The sequence below is a fragment of the Pseudomonas sp. Y39-6 genome (assembly GCF_023651955.1).
In the GTDB taxonomy this organism is placed as follows: domain Bacteria; phylum Pseudomonadota; class Gammaproteobacteria; order Pseudomonadales; family Pseudomonadaceae; genus Aquipseudomonas; species Aquipseudomonas veronii.
Map to the genome: position 1 here is coordinate 1,889,704 of NZ_CP069594.1, position 15,355 is coordinate 1,905,058.

The 15,355-nt window shown below is 60.5% G+C and carries 20 protein-coding genes; 8 read left to right on the top strand and 12 right to left on the bottom strand.

Going from position 1 to position 15,355, the window contains the following annotated elements:
* Positions 1-684, top strand: coding sequence for a lipoprotein-releasing ABC transporter ATP-binding protein LolD (gene lolD, locus JN756_RS08535; protein ID WP_017477213.1), 684 nt, complete (start codon positions 1-3; stop codon positions 682-684).
* 60 nt (positions 685-744) lie between these two features.
* Entirely contained in the window at positions 745-1,989 is a 1,245-nt protein-coding gene (locus JN756_RS08540; protein ID WP_046384315.1) for a lipoprotein-releasing ABC transporter permease subunit, read from the top strand.
* A 56-nt stretch (positions 1,990-2,045) separates the two neighbouring features.
* Here the strand turns inward: JN756_RS08540 and JN756_RS08545 are convergent, their stop codons facing one another.
* Positions 2,046-3,449 (bottom strand): heavy metal sensor histidine kinase, encoded by a 1,404-nt coding sequence (locus JN756_RS08545; RefSeq protein ID WP_201022286.1) that lies wholly within the window; start codon positions 3,447-3,449, stop codon positions 2,046-2,048.
* Positions 3,446-4,126 (bottom strand): heavy metal response regulator transcription factor, encoded by a 681-nt coding sequence (locus JN756_RS08550; RefSeq protein ID WP_046384314.1) that lies wholly within the window; start codon positions 4,124-4,126, stop codon positions 3,446-3,448. The genes JN756_RS08545 and JN756_RS08550 overlap by 4 nt, the downstream gene beginning before the upstream one ends.
* 156 nt (positions 4,127-4,282) lie before the next feature.
* Between JN756_RS08550 and copI the strand changes: the two genes are divergently transcribed.
* Positions 4,283-4,822: a copper-resistant cuproprotein CopI gene (gene copI / locus JN756_RS08555; RefSeq protein ID WP_169881939.1), complete on the top strand. Its 540-nt coding sequence runs from the start codon at positions 4,283-4,285 to the stop codon at positions 4,820-4,822.
* Between the two features lie 95 nt (positions 4,823-4,917).
* A complete protein-coding gene (gene queF, locus JN756_RS08560; protein WP_046490437.1) occupies positions 4,918-5,748 on the top strand; it encodes an NADPH-dependent 7-cyano-7-deazaguanine reductase QueF in 831 nt (276 codons plus the stop codon).
* 136 nt (positions 5,749-5,884) lie between these two features.
* Here the strand turns inward: queF and JN756_RS08565 are convergent, their stop codons facing one another.
* Both JN756_RS08565 and pcrP read right to left on the bottom strand, forming a co-directional pair.
* Positions 5,885-6,151: a DUF4404 family protein gene (locus JN756_RS08565; RefSeq protein WP_108524363.1), complete on the bottom strand. Its 267-nt coding sequence runs from the start codon at positions 6,149-6,151 to the stop codon at positions 5,885-5,887.
* Between the two features lie 110 nt (positions 6,152-6,261).
* A complete protein-coding gene (pcrP, locus tag JN756_RS08570; protein WP_046384311.1) occupies positions 6,262-6,870 on the bottom strand; it encodes an HAD superfamily inactivated hydrolase PcrP in 609 nt (202 codons plus the stop codon).
* 237 nt (positions 6,871-7,107) lie between these two features.
* On the opposite strand from pcrP, the gene JN756_RS08575 reads away from it, so the two are divergent.
* Entirely contained in the window at positions 7,108-7,746 is a 639-nt protein-coding gene (locus JN756_RS08575) for an MlaA family lipoprotein (protein WP_371928131.1), read from the top strand.
* 60 nt (positions 7,747-7,806) lie between these two features.
* Here JN756_RS08575 and JN756_RS08580 read toward each other — a convergent pair whose 3' ends face one another.
* Positions 7,807-8,103 (bottom strand): PilZ domain-containing protein, encoded by a 297-nt coding sequence (locus tag JN756_RS08580; protein ID WP_046384310.1) that lies wholly within the window; start codon positions 8,101-8,103, stop codon positions 7,807-7,809.
* Between the two features lie 277 nt (positions 8,104-8,380).
* Here JN756_RS08580 and rssB point away from each other — a divergent pair, with 277 nt between their 5' ends.
* On the top strand, positions 8,381-9,562 hold the full coding sequence (gene rssB, locus JN756_RS08585; RefSeq protein ID WP_017848892.1) for a two-component system response regulator RssB: 1,182 nt from the start codon (positions 8,381-8,383) through the stop codon (positions 9,560-9,562).
* Positions 9,562-10,044: an anti-sigma factor antagonist RssC gene (gene rssC / locus JN756_RS08590; RefSeq protein WP_017848891.1), complete on the top strand. Its 483-nt coding sequence runs from the start codon at positions 9,562-9,564 to the stop codon at positions 10,042-10,044. Before rssB ends, rssC begins: the two co-directional genes overlap by 1 nt.
* Positions 10,045-10,168: 124 nt before the next feature.
* Here the strand turns inward: rssC and tal are convergent, their stop codons facing one another.
* Together tal and dusA are read right to left on the bottom strand one after the other, a co-directional pair.
* The gene (tal, locus tag JN756_RS08595; protein ID WP_017848890.1) at positions 10,169-11,095 is read right to left on the bottom strand and encodes a transaldolase; all 927 of its coding nucleotides are present in this window, start codon (positions 11,093-11,095) and stop codon (positions 10,169-10,171) included.
* 208 nt (positions 11,096-11,303) lie between these two features.
* The gene (gene dusA, locus JN756_RS08600; protein ID WP_201021992.1) at positions 11,304-12,314 is read right to left on the bottom strand and encodes a tRNA dihydrouridine(20/20a) synthase DusA; all 1,011 of its coding nucleotides are present in this window, start codon (positions 12,312-12,314) and stop codon (positions 11,304-11,306) included.
* 103 nt (positions 12,315-12,417) lie between these two features.
* Between dusA and JN756_RS08605 the strand changes: the two genes are divergently transcribed.
* Complete coding sequence (locus tag JN756_RS08605; protein ID WP_201021993.1) at positions 12,418-13,569, top strand: site-specific integrase; 1,152 nt, start codon at positions 12,418-12,420, stop codon at positions 13,567-13,569.
* Here JN756_RS08605 and JN756_RS08610 read toward each other — a convergent pair.
* From JN756_RS08610 to JN756_RS08630, 5 genes are all read right to left on the bottom strand, one after another.
* Positions 13,544-13,819, bottom strand: a complete 276-nt coding sequence (locus tag JN756_RS08610) for a pyocin activator PrtN family protein (RefSeq protein ID WP_201021994.1) — start codon at positions 13,817-13,819, stop codon at positions 13,544-13,546. The genes JN756_RS08605 and JN756_RS08610 overlap by 26 nt on opposite strands.
* Before the next feature lie 259 nt (positions 13,820-14,078).
* Positions 14,079-14,396: a hypothetical protein gene (locus JN756_RS08615; protein WP_201021995.1), complete on the bottom strand. Its 318-nt coding sequence runs from the start codon at positions 14,394-14,396 to the stop codon at positions 14,079-14,081.
* A 62-nt stretch (positions 14,397-14,458) separates the two neighbouring features.
* Complete coding sequence (locus tag JN756_RS08620; RefSeq protein WP_236255090.1) at positions 14,459-14,668, bottom strand: hypothetical protein; 210 nt, start codon at positions 14,666-14,668, stop codon at positions 14,459-14,461.
* Complete coding sequence (locus JN756_RS08625) at positions 14,668-14,931, bottom strand: hypothetical protein (protein WP_201021996.1); 264 nt, start codon at positions 14,929-14,931, stop codon at positions 14,668-14,670. The genes JN756_RS08620 and JN756_RS08625 overlap by 1 nt, the downstream gene beginning before the upstream one ends.
* Positions 14,932-14,989: 58 nt before the next feature.
* Positions 14,990-15,301: a hypothetical protein gene (locus tag JN756_RS08630; protein ID WP_201021997.1), complete on the bottom strand. Its 312-nt coding sequence runs from the start codon at positions 15,299-15,301 to the stop codon at positions 14,990-14,992.
* Between the last annotated feature and the right edge of the window lie 54 nt (positions 15,302-15,355).

The window sequence follows — 15,355 nt, forward strand, 5'->3', positions numbered from 1 at the left end:
ATGAGTGAAAAAGCAATCCTGAGCTGCCGCAACCTGGGCAAGTCCTACGAGGAAGGTCCGGAATCGGTGGTGGTGTTGTCCAACCTGCAACTTGAGCTGCACCCCGGCGAGCGCGTGGCGATCGTCGGCAGTTCCGGTTCCGGCAAAAGTACCTTGCTCAACCTGTTGGGCGGCCTCGATACGCCGTCCCAGGGCAGCGTGTGGCTGGCCGGCGAAGAACTCTCGGCCCTCGGCGAAAAGGCCCGCGGCCAACTGCGCAACCGTTCGTTGGGTTTCGTGTACCAGTTCCACCACCTGTTGCCGGAGTTCACCGCCCTGGAAAACGTGTGCATGCCGCTGCTGATCGGCAAGACCGCGATCCCAGAGGCGCGCCAGCGTGCCAAGGCTTTGCTGGAGCGCGTTGGCCTCGGCCATCGCCTGGAGCACAAACCGGCCGAATTGTCTGGCGGTGAGCGCCAGCGTGTGGCGATTGCCCGTGCCCTGGTGAACAACCCGGGCCTGGTGATGCTCGACGAGCCGACCGGCAACCTCGATTCCCACACCGCCCAGGGCATCAAGGACTTGATGCTCGAACTGAGCACCCAGATGCGTACCGCGTTCCTGGTGGTGACCCATGACATGAGCATGGCCCGGCAGATGGACCGCGTACTGCACCTGCAGGAAGGTCATCTGGTCGCCATCTGACCTGTTTCAAGCCCGGTGCATGACGCCGGGTTTTTTCATTTTTTCAGGCGGTGCAAGCGAATGTTCAGACCGTTATCGATTTTCATCGGCACGCGCTATACCCGCGCCAAGCGCCGCAACCGTTTTGTTTCGTTTATCTCGATGACCTCGATGATCGGCCTCGCCCTGGGCGTGCTGGCGATGATCGTGGTGTTGTCGGTGATGAATGGCTTTCAACGCGAAATGAGCTCGCGCATCCTCGGCATGGTGCCTCACGCCACCATCGTCGGCGTGAATCCGATCGACAACTGGCAGCCGGTGGCTGCGGCGGCGATGAAGAATCCCGAAGTGACTGCCGCAGTACCGTTCACGCAGATGGACGGTATGTTCTCCTACAAGGGCGCGATGCAGCCGATCGAGATCAGCGGCGTCGACCCGGCCCAGGAAGGCAAGGTGTCGATCGTGGCCCAGCATATCGTCCAGGGCAAACTGGAAGACTTGAAACCCGGCGAGTTCGGCGTGGTGGTCGGTGAAATCACCGCGCGGCGCTTTCGCCTGAACGTGGGCGACAAGCTGACCCTGATCGTCCCGGAAATCAGCAGTGCGCCGGGTGGCATCACCCCGCGCATGCAGCGATTGAACGTGGTCGGTATCTTCAAGGTCGGCGCCGAGCTGGACGGTTCGATGGCGTTGATCCATATGGCCGACGCCGCAGAAATTCAGCATTGGCAGCCGAACCAGGTGCAGAGCGTGCGCCTGGCGGTGAAGGACTTGTACGCGGCGCCCAAGGTCTCGGCGGACATCGCCGCCAGCCTCGGTGCGGCCTACAAGGCGGATGACTGGACCCACACCCAGGGCAGTCTGTTCAGCGCGATGAAGATGGAAAAAACCATGATCGGCCTGCTGTTGCTGATGATCGTCGCGGTGGCGGCGTTCAACATCATTGCCACGTTGATCATGGTGGTGAACGACAAGGGCGCGGACATCGCGATCCTGCGGACCATCGGCGCCACGCCACGGCAGATCATGGCGATCTTCATGGTGCAGGGCACGGTGATCGGTATCATCGGCACCCTGATCGGCGGTGTGCTGGGCGTGATTGCGGCGCTCAACGTCAGTGAGCTGGTGGGTTGGCTGGAGCGCGTGAGCGGGCAGCATATCTTCAGTTCGGACGTGTACTTCGTCAGCAACCTGCCCTCGCAATTGCAGGGTGGGGATGTGCTGCTGATCTGCTCGGCCGGGTTTGTGTTGAGCTTTTTGGCCACGGTTTACCCGGCGTATCGGGCGGCGAAGATCGAGCCGGCGCATGCCCTCAGGTATTCGTAGGATTTAAGACCGCTATCGGGAGCAAGCCCCTCCCACATTTTGATCTGTGAATACATTCAAAATGTGGGAGGGAGCTTGCTCCCGATAGCGCCGGCACAGCTTGCATCAACCCCCCCTGGCAACTCGATCACAAACCGCGTCCACCCCGGCTCAGACTCGCAATAAATCCGCCCGCCATGTGCCCGCACAATCGACTGGGTAATCGCCAGCCCCAGCCCCGCGTGTTCACTGCTGCCTTCATGCCGCGCCGGGTCGGCCCGGTAGAAGCGGTCGAACAACCGCGGTAACACCTCCGCGGGAATGCCTTCGCCACTGTTCTCCACTGTCAGCGTCACGCCTTGTGCGCCCTGCGCCAGAAGCACCCGTACTTCGCCGCCCGCGGGCGTAAAACGCAGCGCGTTATCCAGCAGGTTCGACAATGCCCGGCGCAACATGCCGCGATCGCCGGTTGTGTGAGCCATACCCTCGCGCACCAGGCTGACGTGCGCGTCTTCCGCCAGCAAGACGAAGAACTCCAGCAGCGCGTCCACTTCATCCGCGAGCTTCAACGGTTCGCGCGTGGGCGCCAACAGCCCGTGATCGGCCTTGGCCAGGTACAACATGTCGTTCACCAACTGCGCCATCCACTGCAACTCTTCCAGATTGCTGTGCAGCGCCTCGCGGTAATCCTCCAGCGGGCGCGGCTGGGTGAGGATGACTTGGGTGTGGGTCAACAAGTTCGACAGGGGCGTGCGCAGTTCGTGGGCGATATCGGCGGAGAACGCCGAGAGGCGCTGGAACGCGTCGTCCAGTCGGCCCAGCATGGCGTTGAAGGCCTGGGCCAGTTCCGCCAGTTCCACCGGCATGCCCTGCTCGGGCAAACGCTGGGTCAGGGAGTGGGCCGACACGCTGGCGGCCACTTCGCCCATGCGCCGCAACGGTCGCAGCCCGCTGCGCGCCGCCCAGGCGCCGAGCAGCGCGGTGGCCAGGGCCGAGAGGCTGACCGTGAGCCAGATCAAATGCTGCATGCGTTGCAGGAAGTGCTGATGGTGGGTGATGTCGAGCATCAGGCTCAGTTGCGGCGAGTCGGGTTGGCCCGGCCTTAGCGGCGCGTTGTACACGCGGTAGTCGATGCCGGCGTTTTGCAGGCTGTGCAGGCCGGGCGACTCGGGCAGGACAATGGCCGGCGCGCCGTCAAACCAGCGCTGGCCGGCGGCGGTGATGCGTACTGCGAGGTCGGGCTGACGATTGAACTCGGCGCGCAGTTGCGCTTCGCGCTGGGCGAATAGCTGCGGTGAGTCGACGCCCTGCAAGGTGCTGCGCAGCGCCACCAGTTTGCTTTCGAGCAGTTGCTGGTCCAGCTCGACAAAATGCGCCTCGCTGGCGCGGTTGAACAGCACGCCGGCGAGCAACGAGACCACCGCGGTGCAGGCCGCAAACAGCAGGGCCAGGCGGCTGGCCAGGGACAGACGCTTGATCAACTGCATCGTTCCTCCAGCACATAACCCATGCCGCGCACGGTGTGGATGAGTTTATTGGGGAAGTTGTCGTCGATTTTCAGGCGTAGGCGGCGGATCGCCACTTCGATGATGTTGGTGTCGCTGTCAAAGTTCATGTCCCACACCTGGGACGCGATCAGCGACTTGGGCAGCACTTCGCCCTGGCGCCGCAGCAGCAGTTCGAGCAGGGCGAACTCCTTGGCGGTGAGGTCGATGCGCTGGCCGTCGCGCTCGACGCGGCGGCGGATCAGGTCCAGGCGCAGGTCGGCCAGTTGCAGGGTGGTTTCCTGTGGTGCGCTGCTGCCACGGCGCAACAGGCTGCGCACCCGCGCAAGCAGTTCGGAGAAGGCGAACGGCTTGACCAGATAATCGTCGGCGCCCAGTTCCAGGCCGTGTACGCGGTCTTCCACTGCGTCGCGGGCGGTGAGAAACAGCACCGGGACGTCGAGGCCGGCGCTGCGCACGGCCTGTAGGATCTGCCAACCATTGCGACCGGGCAGCATCACATCGAGGATCAGCAGGTCGTAATCGCCGGTCAGCGCCAAGTGTTGGCCGCTGGTGCCGTCGGCCACCAGCTCGGTGGTAAAACCGGCTTCGGTCAGGCCTTGGCGCAGGTAATGGCCGGTTTTGGGTTGGTCTTCGACGATCAGCAGTTTCATGGGCAGCTCTTGGCGGCGGGTCACGTCAGGCTTTATACCGTGGTGGCCAGGGGAGGGGCGCAACCTGACAAAGTTGTAATCTAGCAGTCAGCTGGCTGGCAGCGCTGCAATCTTAGAGTGCTCCTCAGACTGATCCCACACCTTTGGAGAATTGAGATGGCGTTGCGTACCCCCTTGTTGTTGGCGGGCTGCCTGTTGGCGTTGAGTGTCGGAGCAATGGCCGGCCCGGCCCACACCTATGCGTTCGGCCAGCCGGCATCTGTCGATAAGGCCACGCGCACCGTGGAAGTGGTGCTGCAGGATATGTCCTTTTCGCCCAAGTCCCTGGACGTAAAGGCCGGTGAGACCGTGCGCTTTGTGCTGGTCAACAAAGGCCAGTTGCTCCATGAGTTCAACCTGGGCGATGCGGCCATGCATGCGGAGCATCAGAAGCAAATGATGCAGATGCAGGCCAGCGGCATGCTGAACGCCACCGGCATGGGCAAGATGGACCACGGCGCCATGGAGCACGGCGATATGGGCAATATGGGCAATATGGGCGGGATGAAGCACGATGATCCCAACAGTGTTCTGGTCGGACCGGGTAAAACCGCTGAGTTGACCTGGACCTTCAGCAAAGCCACCGGGTTGGAGTTTGCCTGCAATATTCCCGGGCACTACCAGGCGGGCATGGTCGGCAAGATCAACGTCGATTGAGCCGCTGCGGCGATTGACGGTGTCGATGCGGCGGTTGTTAGAGGCGGGGGCAAAGGCTGGTAGACTGGTGGGGTTAATTTAGCCAGGTTTCCGCCATGCATCCCGCAGCCGAACATTCGCCGCTGGGCAAGTCCAGTGAATACATCTCCACCTACACCCCTTCGTTGCTGTTCCCGATTCCACGCGCCGCGAAATGGGCCGAGTTGGGCCTGAGCGCCGAGACCCTGCCGTACACGGGCGTGGATTTCTGGAACTGCTTCGAACTGTCCTGGCTGCTGCCGTCGGGCAAGCCGGTGGTGGCCATCGGTGAGTTCAGCATTGCGGCCGACTCGCCGAATATCATCGAGTCCAAGTCCTTCAAGCTGTACCTCAACTCGCTGAACCAGACCGTGTTTGCTGATACGCAAAGTCTGGAGGCGACGTTGCGCACCGACCTCAGCGCTGCTGCCGGCAAGCCGGTGGGCGTGCGCGTGCGCAGCCTGGCCGAGGTTGAAGCCGAAGGCGTGGTGGCGTTGCCGGGAGTGTGCATCGATGACCTGGATATTAGCGTCAGCAACTACGAACATCCGCGTCCGGAACTGCTGCGTTGCGATGACTCGCGCATTGTCGAGGAGAGCGTGTACAGCCACCTGCTCAAATCCAACTGCCCGGTCACTAGCCAGCCCGACTGGGGCAGCGTGGCCGTGCAATACCGCGGCGCACAGCTGGATCACGCCAGCCTGTTGGAGTATTTGGTGAGCTTTCGCCAGCACTCGGACTTCCATGAGCAGTGCGTGGAGCGGATCTTCCTGGACCTGCAGCGCCTGCTGAAGCCGGAGAAGTTGACGGTATATGCGCGGTATGTGCGGCGGGGCGGGTTGGATATCAACCCGTATCGCAGTACTGAGGCGGTGCCGTTCCAGAACCTGCGCCTGGCGCGCCAGTAACCTTTACACAAACCCAATGTGGGAGGGGGCTTGCCCCCGATAGCGGAGTGTCAGTCACAGTCTCTGTGCCTGACCCACTGCTATCGGGGGCAAGCCCCCTCCCACATTTTGGTTCTGTGCTTGGTTTGGGCTCGGGTTAAATGCCGATGTTGCCCAGGGTGATCACGATATTGCGCAGCGTCCCGGCAATGCCCGGGTGGTCCAGCTCGAAACCTTCTACCGCCCGGTTCACATCGTCTACGATGCTGGGCGGCTGGGTGGCCGGTTCCAGTTCAAGTTGTACTTCAAACTTGGCCAGCAAGGCTTCCAGCGCTTCACGTTTTTCGGCTGGCAGCGGTGGTTCCTGGTCCAGTTGCTCGCGCAGGATGTTGACCTGTTCTTGCAGTTTTTCGCGGGCAGGCATGGTGTTGTTCCTTTTATCGATAGGCACTGGCATAGACCACGGCACGCCGAGAAAGGTCTACGAGAGGAGCTGTAGATTAATCTACCGGCGCCGTCTGTGCATGATCTCAATCAGGGCTTTTCGCCTTTGAGCTGGCGCAGGCTGATGTCTGCCAGGCAGGTGCCGAGCTCGCCGAGGTGATCGATCACCGAATGCACCCCCAGCCCATACAGCGCCACGGTGGCCTTGCCGCGTTTGTATTCGCGTTGTTGGTCGGTCAGTGCCTGCCATTGCTCGGGCGCCAGGCCGCACAGCGAACCGCAGGACGCCAGGCCGATAGTCCACAGCCCGGCATTCAGGCCCGATTGCAGCAGGCGCGGCTCGCCGCTGACCAGCACGCAGCCTTCCAGGCGTTCGATGTTCAATTCCATCAAGGCTTGCCAGCATGCATGAGGGGCGGGCCAGCGGATGGTTGAGGGCGCTGCGGCCCTGAGCCAATCGGGCAACGCGGCGGTCAGTGGGGCTGTTACCGAGGGCGGCAGCTCATCCAGCCAGGCGCAGGGCACGCCTTGTTCCTTGAGGCTGCGCAGGACCTTCAGCGCACCTGGCGTGGCTTCGGCGTGCGGGGAGGGTGAATCGGTGCGCGCCTGGGAACCGAAATCGACCAGGCAGCCACTCAGGCCAAACAACACGGCGGTCAAGGTGGGGGCAGTGGCGACGGCAATCTCGGCGTGAGGCATTTCGACATCCCTGAAATAGCTACGACGCTATCGAAGTGGCGTGACAAGTCCGTGACAGTTTGTAGGAATTTTGTACATTTTCCGTATGTCGTTTCCTGGCAGCTGCCTAAAAGGACACTTCCGTCATATACTGGCGCCTTATTCAGGGCATAGCGCCCATGACAGACTATTCAAGGAGCAAAAGCTATGCGCTGGAGCCACTACTTCGCTCAGTTTTCGGTGTGTGCCGCTATCCTGATGGCCCCTTTCGCCGCACAGGCCGCGTCGGAAGATGATCCATGGGAAAGCATCAACCGCCCGATCTTCACCTTCAACGACACCGTTGATACCTACGCCCTCAAACCATTGGCCCAAGGCTATCAGTTTGTGACCCCGCAATTCGTGCAGGACGGCGTGCACAACTTCTTCCGCAATATCGGCGATGTCGGCAACCTGGCCAACAACGTGCTGCAACTCAAGCCACACGCGGCCGGCGTGGACACTGCCCGCCTGTTGATGAACACCACCTTCGGCGTGCTGGGCTTTATCGACGTCGGCACCAAAATGGGGCTGCACCGCAGCGATGAAGACTTCGGCCAGACCCTCGGTTACTGGGGCGTCGGCAGCGGTCCTTACGTGATGCTGCCGCTGCTGGGCCCAAGCACCCTGCGCGACGCACCGTCCAAATACGTGGACAGCTACACCCAACCGTACCGCTACATGAACGACATCGGCTGGCGCAACAGCACCTTCGGCCTGAACATCGTCGACACCCGTGCCAGCCTGCTCGACAGCGAGAAGTTGATCACCGGCGACAAGTACACCTTCATCCGCAACGCCTACCTGCAGAACCGCGAGTTCAAGGTCAAGGACGGCAAGGTTGTCGACGACTTCTAGGTCGAGACCTCTTGAAACGAAAAAAGGCGACCATGTGGTCGCCTTTTTTGTGCGCGGGTATTAGCGCATTTTCAGGATCTTCAGCCCCAGATGCTGGCCGTCGCCCTCGTTCCTCGCCCATACCACCTGAGTGTCCGCTTCCAGGCCCGCGAGGGCCGCGTGCTCCGACTCGATACGCACGGTCAGCAGATCGCCCACCGTGAACTGGCGAGGTGCCTGCACCTGCATGCCGGAGCTGGAGAGGTCCACGCAAACCCCGTCAATTTCTTGCCCGGCATGGATCAAAGAGACATTGGCATCCACTCGCATGCGGATGAAATCGCGCTTTTCAGCGTAGTCGCGCTCGTGTTCGCTCACAGCTTCCATCCTTACTTTGTGTTGTGGTGATGGCTGTTCTTATAACTCCCGGTGATTTGCGATGTAAAGACGTTCGGCGACCATCGGCATGAGCTTGAAACCCCTGTCGGATGGGAGTACCGTCTGCGCCTTAGAAGGGCACCTCTGCTTTACCTTTGTGCGTGGGCAAAAAGCCTATGCTTTGTAGGACAGAGAGGCTAGAAAGCGAATCCAGTAGCGTGAGCCCGGCCATTGCCGAGCCGCCTACGCCAACCTAATTCTGGCGCCGTTTGCCCACATGCCAAAAACCAGTGCCACGCTGCTGATAATCGATGACGACGAAGTAGTGCGCGCAAGCCTTGCGGCCTATTTGGAAGACAGTGGCTTCAGCGTCCTGCAGGCCAGCAATGGCCAACAGGGTCTCCAGGTATTCGAGCGCGACAAGCCCGACCTCGTGATCTGCGATCTGCGCATGCCCCAGATGGGCGGCCTCGAACTGATTCGCCAGGTGACCGAGCTTGCTCCGCAGACGCCGGTGATTGTCGTGTCCGGTGCCGGGGTGATGAACGATGCCGTCGAGGCCCTGCGCCTGGGCGCCGCCGACTACCTGATCAAGCCCCTGGAAGACCTGGCGGTGCTGGAGCACTCGGTGCGCCGCGCCCTGGATCGCGCACGCCTGCTGGTGGAAAACCAGCGCTACCGCGAAAAGCTCGAAACCGCCAACCGCGAACTCGAAGCCAGCCTGAACCTGCTCCAGGAAGACCAGAACGCCGGTCGCCAGGTGCAGATGAACATGCTGCCGGTCAGCCCGTGGACCATCGATGAGTTCAAGTTTGCGCACCAGATCATCCCGTCGCTGTACCTGTCGGGTGATTTTGTCGACTATTTCCGCGTAGATGAGCGGCGGGTGGCGTTTTATCTGGCCGACGTGTCCGGCCACGGCGCGTCCTCGGCATTTGTCACCGTGTTGTTGAAGTTCATGACCACACGGCTGCTGTTCGAATCCAAGCGCAATGGCACCTTGCCGGAGTTCACCCCCTCCGAGGTGCTGGGCCACATCAACCGAGGCCTGATCAGCTGCAAGCTGGGCAAGCACGTGACGATGGTGGGCGGCGTGATTGATGAAGAAACCGGTCTTTTGACCTACAGCATCGGCGGTCACCTGCCGATGCCGGTTTTATACACTCCTGACAGTGTGCGCTACCTGGAAGGGCGTGGTCTGCCCGTCGGCTTGTTCAATGAAGCCACCTACGAAGACCACATCCTGGAGCTGCCGCCGACCTTCAGCCTGACGCTGATGTCCGATGGCATCCTCGACCTTCTTCCAGAGCCTACACTCAAAGAGAAAGAAGCCGCCTTGCCCCAACGGGTCAAGTCGGCGGGCGGCAGCCTGGATGGCCTGCGGCAGGTTTTTGGATTGGCCACGCTAGGGGAGATGCCGGATGATATCGCCCTATTGGTGTTGAGCAGGAATCTTTGATGAGTACCGGAAGAATCCAATTCGCCGAGCAAGACGGGACGTTTGTCCTGAAGTTTGTCGGTGAAGTGCGCCTGACCTTGTGTTCGGCGCTGGATGCAACGATTGAGCGGATCTTCACAGCGCTGAATTTCTCGGCGATCGTGATCGATCTGACCGAAACCCGCAGCATCGATAGCACCACGCTTGGGCTGTTGGCCAAGTTGTCCATTCTGTCTCGGCAGAAGGTCGGCCTGTTGCCCACTGTCGTCACTACCCACGAAGACATCACCCGTCTGCTGCAGTCCATGGGCTTCGATCAAGTGTTCAACATCGTTGACCGCCCGATCCCCTGCCCGGAATGTCTGACCGACCTGCCGTCCCAGGACCAATCCGAGGAAATCGTGCGGATCAAGGTGCTGGAAGCGCACAAAATCCTGATGGGCTTGAACGAGTCCAACCGCGAAGCCTTCCACGACCTCGTCAACGCCCTCGAACGCCACTGATCTCTCCAGGTGTGGGAGGGGGCTTGCTTCCGATTGCGCCAGACCTGTCAGTACATGCCTAACGGATTGACACAAAAAAAGGGCGGAACCCTCACAGGTCCCGCCCTTTTTGCTGCCGCCGCTGTTACAGCTTGGCAGCCAGCAACGCCTCCAGCTTCTCCTGGTCGCGGGCAAACTGACGAATCCCCTCGGCCAGCTTCTCGGTCGCCATCGCATCCTCGTTGGACTCCCAACGGAACTGCGCTTCAGTCAGATGCACCCGCGCTTCACCGGCATGGCCTGGCGACAACTTGCGCTCCAGCTTGCCGGTATCGGCCGCCAGTTTCTCCAGCAGGTCCGGGCTGATGGTCAGGCGATCACAGCCGGCCAGCTCTTCGATCTGGCTCAGGTTGCGGAAACTCGCCCCCATCACCACGGTCTTGTAGCCATTGGCCTTGTAGTAGTTGTAGATGCGCGTCACCGACTGCACGCCCGGATCGTCGGCGCCGGTGTAGTCGTTGCCGTTGGCTTTCTTGTACCAGTCGTAGATACGGCCCACGAACGGCGAAATCAGGAACACGCCCGCTTCGGCGCAGGCCACGGCCTGGGCGAAGGAGAACAGCAGCGTCAGGTTGGTCTGGATGCCTTCTTTTTCCAGCTTCTCCGCCGCGCGGATGCCTTCCCAGGTGGACGCGATCTTGATCAGCACGCGATCACGGCCAACCCCGGCTTTTTCGTACAGGTCGATCAGACGGTGCGCGCGCTTGAGTACGGCGTCAGTGTCGAACGACAGGCGCGCATCCACCTCGGTGGAGATACGACCGGGCACCACTTTCAGGATCTCTTGACCCACCGCCACCGCAAAACGGTCGCTGGCCAGGCCGACATCACCGTTGCAGTCCTTCACGCACTCATCCAGCAACTTGGCATAGCCCGGGATCGACGCGGCCTTGAGCAGCAGGGAAGGGTTGGTGGTGGCATCTTGCGGCTTGAGATTGGCGAGGGCCGCAAAATCGCCGGTATCGGCGACGACGGTGGTGAACTGTTTGAGTTGTTCCAGCTTGGAAGTCATGAGCGTGCTCTGTCCTATGGGTCTGATGACATTACCCGAGCGCTGGCAGGCGCTCAAGGGCGCAAATGCGTTCGATCGTTTGCGAGGGCAACAACCTGAAAACAGCCGTTTGAATGACTGGCCTTGCTGGTAAATAGGAGGGCAAAATCGCCCGCAGGTTCAACCCAACAGCTCGATGAACACCGCGATCAACCTGTGGGCGCCGGTTTCACCGGCCCTCCAACAACTCCGCCGCCTGATCCAGCAACGCCAGCGGGTCACTTGCTTTATGAATATCCACCGACAACAACTGCCGGAACTTGCGCGCCCCAGGGAAACCCGTGCCCAACCCCAGCACATGCCGCGTAATGTGATGCATCGAGCCACCGCTTGCCAAATGCTCCGCGATATAAGGCCGCAACTGCGCCAACGCCTCTGCCCGACTGATCACCGGCCGCGTGCTGCCAAACAACTGCTGATCCACCTCTGCCAGTAAATACGGATTGTGATAAGCCTCCCGGCCCAGCATCACCCCGTCAAACGTCTGCAAATGCTCATGGCACTGCTCCAGCGTCTTGATCCCGCCGTTGAGAATAATCTCCAACTCGGCAAAATCCCGCTTCAACTGCGCCGCCACGTCATAACGCAACGGCGGAATGTCGCGATTCTCCTTCGGCGACAACCCCTCCAGAATCGCAATCCGCGCATGCACGGTAAAACTGGTACACCCCGCGTCCTTCACCTGCCCGACGAAATCGCACAATTGCGCATAACTGTCCCGCCCATTGATCCCGATACGGTGCTTCACCGTCACCGGAATCGACACTGCATCGCGCATCGCCTTCACACAGTCCGCCACCAACGCCGGATGGCCCATCAGACACGCGCCGATCATATTGTTCTGCACCCGATCGCTGGGGCAGCCGACGTTCAGGTTCACTTCATCGTAACCGGCAGCCTCGGCCATTCGGGCACAGGCGGCCAGATCGGCGGGGACACTGCCGCCCAGTTGAAGCGCAAGAGGGTGCTCGGCGTCGTTGTGGCGCAGGAAGCGCTCGTGATCGCCGTGGAGGATCGCGCCGGTGGTAACCATCTCGGTGTAGAGCAGGGCGTGTTTGGAGAGCAGGCGCAGGAAGAACCGGCAGTGGCGGTCGGTCCAGTCCATCATGGGTGCAACGCTAAAGCGCCGAGACAGTGCGGGGCTTGATTCTGCTGGGCTAAAGCTCTGTTTTTGAATCATTTTACTCAACGTGTATTCGGCAGGTTTTAGGGCGTTTTCAGGCCTTTTTTAAGGCTCGGTGGTACGATGTACCACCCAAAAACTGACGCGTACCACTTTCGATATGGCGACTATCAGGGCAAGAAAACTGGCGGATGGGACTGTGAGCTACACGGCTCAGATCCGCATCAAGCGCGACGGAGTGCAAGTCTACCAAGAGAGCCAGACCTTCGCCCGAAAACAGGCCGCCCAGGCCTGGGCGCGTAAGCGAGAGTCAGAGCTGGATCAGCCTGGTGCGATCGAGCGGGCAAACCGTAAGGACGTCACCGTCAAAGAAATGATCGAGCAGTATCTGTTGGAAGTGGAGAAGGCCCGTCCGCTGGGCAAAACCAAGAAGGCCACGCTCGAAGCCATCGGCAAGATGGACATCGGCAAGCTGAACGATACAGACATCAATACCCAACGCCTGGTCGACTTCGCCCTTTGGCGCATGAGCAAGGAGGGCGGCGGGGTCCAACCCCAGACCGCCGGAAACGACCTGGCGCACCTCGGCGCTGTTCTGGCGATTGCCAAAGACGCATGGGGTTACCAGGTCGATCCACTCGCGATGAGCGGCGCCCGACGAGTGCTACGGAAACTCGGCTACAACCTCAAAAGCCGTGAGCGTGAACGCCGGCCGACGTTGGACGAGCTGGGAAAGGTACTGACGCACTACCAAGCCATGCAGGCTCGGCGCCCGACCGTCACTAATATGCTGAAGGTCGTGGGTTTTGCCCTGTTCTCCACGCGCCGGCTGGATGAAATAACCCGTATCCGCTGGGCGGACGTCGACGAGCCCGGCCAGCGGGTTCTGGTGCGCGACATGAAGAACCCTGGGCAGAAGATCGGCAACGACGTTTGGTGCTACCTGCCGGACGAGGCGTGGCAGATCCTCCAAACAATGCCGAAGGCCGGCGAAGACATATTCCCCTACAGCCCTGAATCTATCTCCACCTCCTGGGCGAAAGCCTGCAAGTTTTTGAACATCGCGGACCTGCACTTTCACGACCTTCGACATGAAGGCGTCAGCCGCCTGTTTGAGATGGACTGGGACATTCCGCGTGTGGCTAGTGTTTCCGGCCACCGGGATTGGAACTCGATGCGTCGATACACCCACCTGCGCGGCAAGGGTGACCGCTACGTGGGCTGGGAATGGCACGAGAAAATCCTGAGGGCGCCCGTCCAACTGGGCGCCGCATCACAGAAGTGGCTTAAAAGGCGTGTTTTAACCCGTTGAGCTGGTTGTGCTCTTTAACCGCGGCGGCGCGCTGTCGATCTAGATATTCGGCCAGGTCAGTGAGATGGACGCCCTTGGCCGACTTCTGGCTCGGCTCCAGGCGTGTGATGGGGATCTTGATCTGACCACTCATCACCTTGCGTTGGAACATTTCCGGCGTCAGGTGCGTGAAGTAATCCCGGCAAACCTGCTCCAGCGAGATGATTGCCTGACCGTCGTATTGGGCCATCAGGATAAAGGCTGTGTTCATGATGGACCCCTTCACATCCGAAACGATTGGTGAATGAGCGCTGGCTGAGCCTTATGTTCTGCGGGTTTTGCCCTGTCCGCCTGAATCTCGCACACGAACCGGTGCCGTTCACGGTTGGGCGCAGTCAGTGTCTCGGTCAGTTCATTGGCGACGTCGATGCACCGCTCATAGGCATAAGGTCCTGTCCAGCTCTCTACCCTTATCACCTGGCAGTCCGTGCGCGTTGCATCTGCGCACAGATACAGAATTAGGAAGACCGTCATATTCCGTCTCCCGGAAAACCTGGAAAGGCATCGTTGGCATCGAGTTCGGCATAAGCGAATACCTTCCAATGCGAGCCACGCCGAAGGTAGTGGCCGAGCATCCAGTGGATGACAGCGGCCTGTTCATCTTCACTACGTTCACCAATGCAGTGACCTTGCTTCCGCAATAGCTCGGCTGTATTGGCTAACTTGGTATGAGGAACACCAAGGATGTAGCGCAGTTCGGCGGTCAGTACCAGCGGCTCCAATATCGGTGTTGCTGGCTCAAAAGGGTCGAGAGTACGAGGAAGGCTCGGATTTTTATCTGAATGCATGGTGCTTCTCCTTTTTGGCGGTTGGGGAGTTGCAGCTCCCCGTGTCCCGTTTGTGTTTGGTATCAGCGCGCGTATCGACGCGTTTTGTTTTGTTTGGCTGCTTCGCGCTCGGCCATGAATGCAGCCCATTCCGCCGATTTGCTCTGCTGACGGATGCGGCTACAGGCGCCGTGCTTGCGGGTGGAGCGTGCCTTGCCGCAGATGTCGCAGCGGCTGGGCAAGTCCAACCGGTGGCTGGCCATAGCGGGGCGGGTTCGGATTCTTGGGTCCATCAGTTCCCTCCCATGAGCATGCGCGTCAGTGCATTGGGCTGGCCGTCTGGAGTCAGCTTGTGGAGTGGTTGTGTGACACTACGGCCGTTCCCGGCGCGCAGGGTTGCAACATTGCCTTCGATGGCGACGATCACGCCTGTACGAGCGCTCAAACGATATTCCCGACCGCCACCGCTCATTTCAACGTAGCTGACCGTGTCGCCGATAGCCAACGGGGTTGTGGTAGCCTTTGCGGTGCCGCCTTGGGGTTGATTCACTTGCATGGTGCTTCTCCTTTGGGTGGTCGGTGTCGAGGGGTTGCAGCCCCTCGACACCACCTTCTTATCGGCTTTCGCCGGTTGGGTTTTGCTTGCGCACCAGGTGCAGCAGCAGGTTCTCAAATTCAACAACCTCATCAGTTGCTGACTGCCATTCCAGGACTGCCTGGATCTGTTCCCGGCTGCACTCCAGCACGAGGATTTCTTTATCGCTTGCCGCACGAACCTCCAGGATCGCGACCAACCCAGCGGGGTCGTAGGCTTCGGCGTGAACAATCTTCCCGGACTCGTTGAACCAGGCCTTCAGCTCTTTCAGATGTAGTAGGCGGTTGGTTTCCCCCTTTTCGCCGTCGCTGGTGATGACTTGTACGTGCATGGTGCTTCTCCTTTGGGTGGTGGCCGGCGTTGCAGCGCCTGGCGGGTTTTGCTG

What these genes read in the sequence shown, in the direction of transcription:
- lolD (WP_017477213.1), top strand. Translation starts at nt 1, where the DNA reads ATGAGTGAAAAAGCAATCCTGAGCTGCCGCAACCTGGGCAAGTCCTAC.
- JN756_RS08540 (WP_046384315.1), top strand. Translation starts at nt 745, where the DNA reads ATGTTCAGACCGTTATCGATTTTCATCGGCACGCGCTATACCCGCGCC.
- JN756_RS08550 (WP_046384314.1), bottom strand. Translation starts at nt 4,126, where the DNA reads ATGAAACTGCTGATCGTCGAAGACCAACCCAAAACCGGCCATTACCTG.
- copI (WP_169881939.1), top strand. Translation starts at nt 4,283, where the DNA reads ATGGCGTTGCGTACCCCCTTGTTGTTGGCGGGCTGCCTGTTGGCGTTG.
- queF (WP_046490437.1), top strand. Translation starts at nt 4,918, where the DNA reads ATGCATCCCGCAGCCGAACATTCGCCGCTGGGCAAGTCCAGTGAATAC.
- JN756_RS08565 (WP_108524363.1), bottom strand. Translation starts at nt 6,151, where the DNA reads ATGCCTGCCCGCGAAAAACTGCAAGAACAGGTCAACATCCTGCGCGAG.
- pcrP (WP_046384311.1), bottom strand. Translation starts at nt 6,870, where the DNA reads ATGCCTCACGCCGAGATTGCCGTCGCCACTGCCCCCACCTTGACCGCC.
- JN756_RS08575 (WP_371928131.1), top strand. Translation starts at nt 7,108, where the DNA reads ATGGCCCCTTTCGCCGCACAGGCCGCGTCGGAAGATGATCCATGGGAA.
- rssB (WP_017848892.1), top strand. Translation starts at nt 8,381, where the DNA reads ATGCCAAAAACCAGTGCCACGCTGCTGATAATCGATGACGACGAAGTA.
- rssC (WP_017848891.1), top strand. Translation starts at nt 9,562, where the DNA reads ATGAGTACCGGAAGAATCCAATTCGCCGAGCAAGACGGGACGTTTGTC.
- tal (WP_017848890.1), bottom strand. Translation starts at nt 11,095, where the DNA reads ATGACTTCCAAGCTGGAACAACTCAAACAGTTCACCACCGTCGTCGCC.
- dusA (WP_201021992.1), bottom strand. Translation starts at nt 12,314, where the DNA reads ATGATTCAAAAACAGAGCTTTAGCCCAGCAGAATCAAGCCCCGCACTG.
- JN756_RS08605 (WP_201021993.1), top strand. Translation starts at nt 12,418, where the DNA reads ATGGCGACTATCAGGGCAAGAAAACTGGCGGATGGGACTGTGAGCTAC.
- JN756_RS08610 (WP_201021994.1), bottom strand. Translation starts at nt 13,819, where the DNA reads ATGAACACAGCCTTTATCCTGATGGCCCAATACGACGGTCAGGCAATC.
- JN756_RS08615 (WP_201021995.1), bottom strand. Translation starts at nt 14,396, where the DNA reads ATGCATTCAGATAAAAATCCGAGCCTTCCTCGTACTCTCGACCCTTTT.
- JN756_RS08620 (WP_236255090.1), bottom strand. Translation starts at nt 14,668, where the DNA reads ATGGACCCAAGAATCCGAACCCGCCCCGCTATGGCCAGCCACCGGTTG.
- JN756_RS08625 (WP_201021996.1), bottom strand. Translation starts at nt 14,931, where the DNA reads ATGCAAGTGAATCAACCCCAAGGCGGCACCGCAAAGGCTACCACAACC.
- JN756_RS08630 (WP_201021997.1), bottom strand. Translation starts at nt 15,301, where the DNA reads ATGCACGTACAAGTCATCACCAGCGACGGCGAAAAGGGGGAAACCAAC.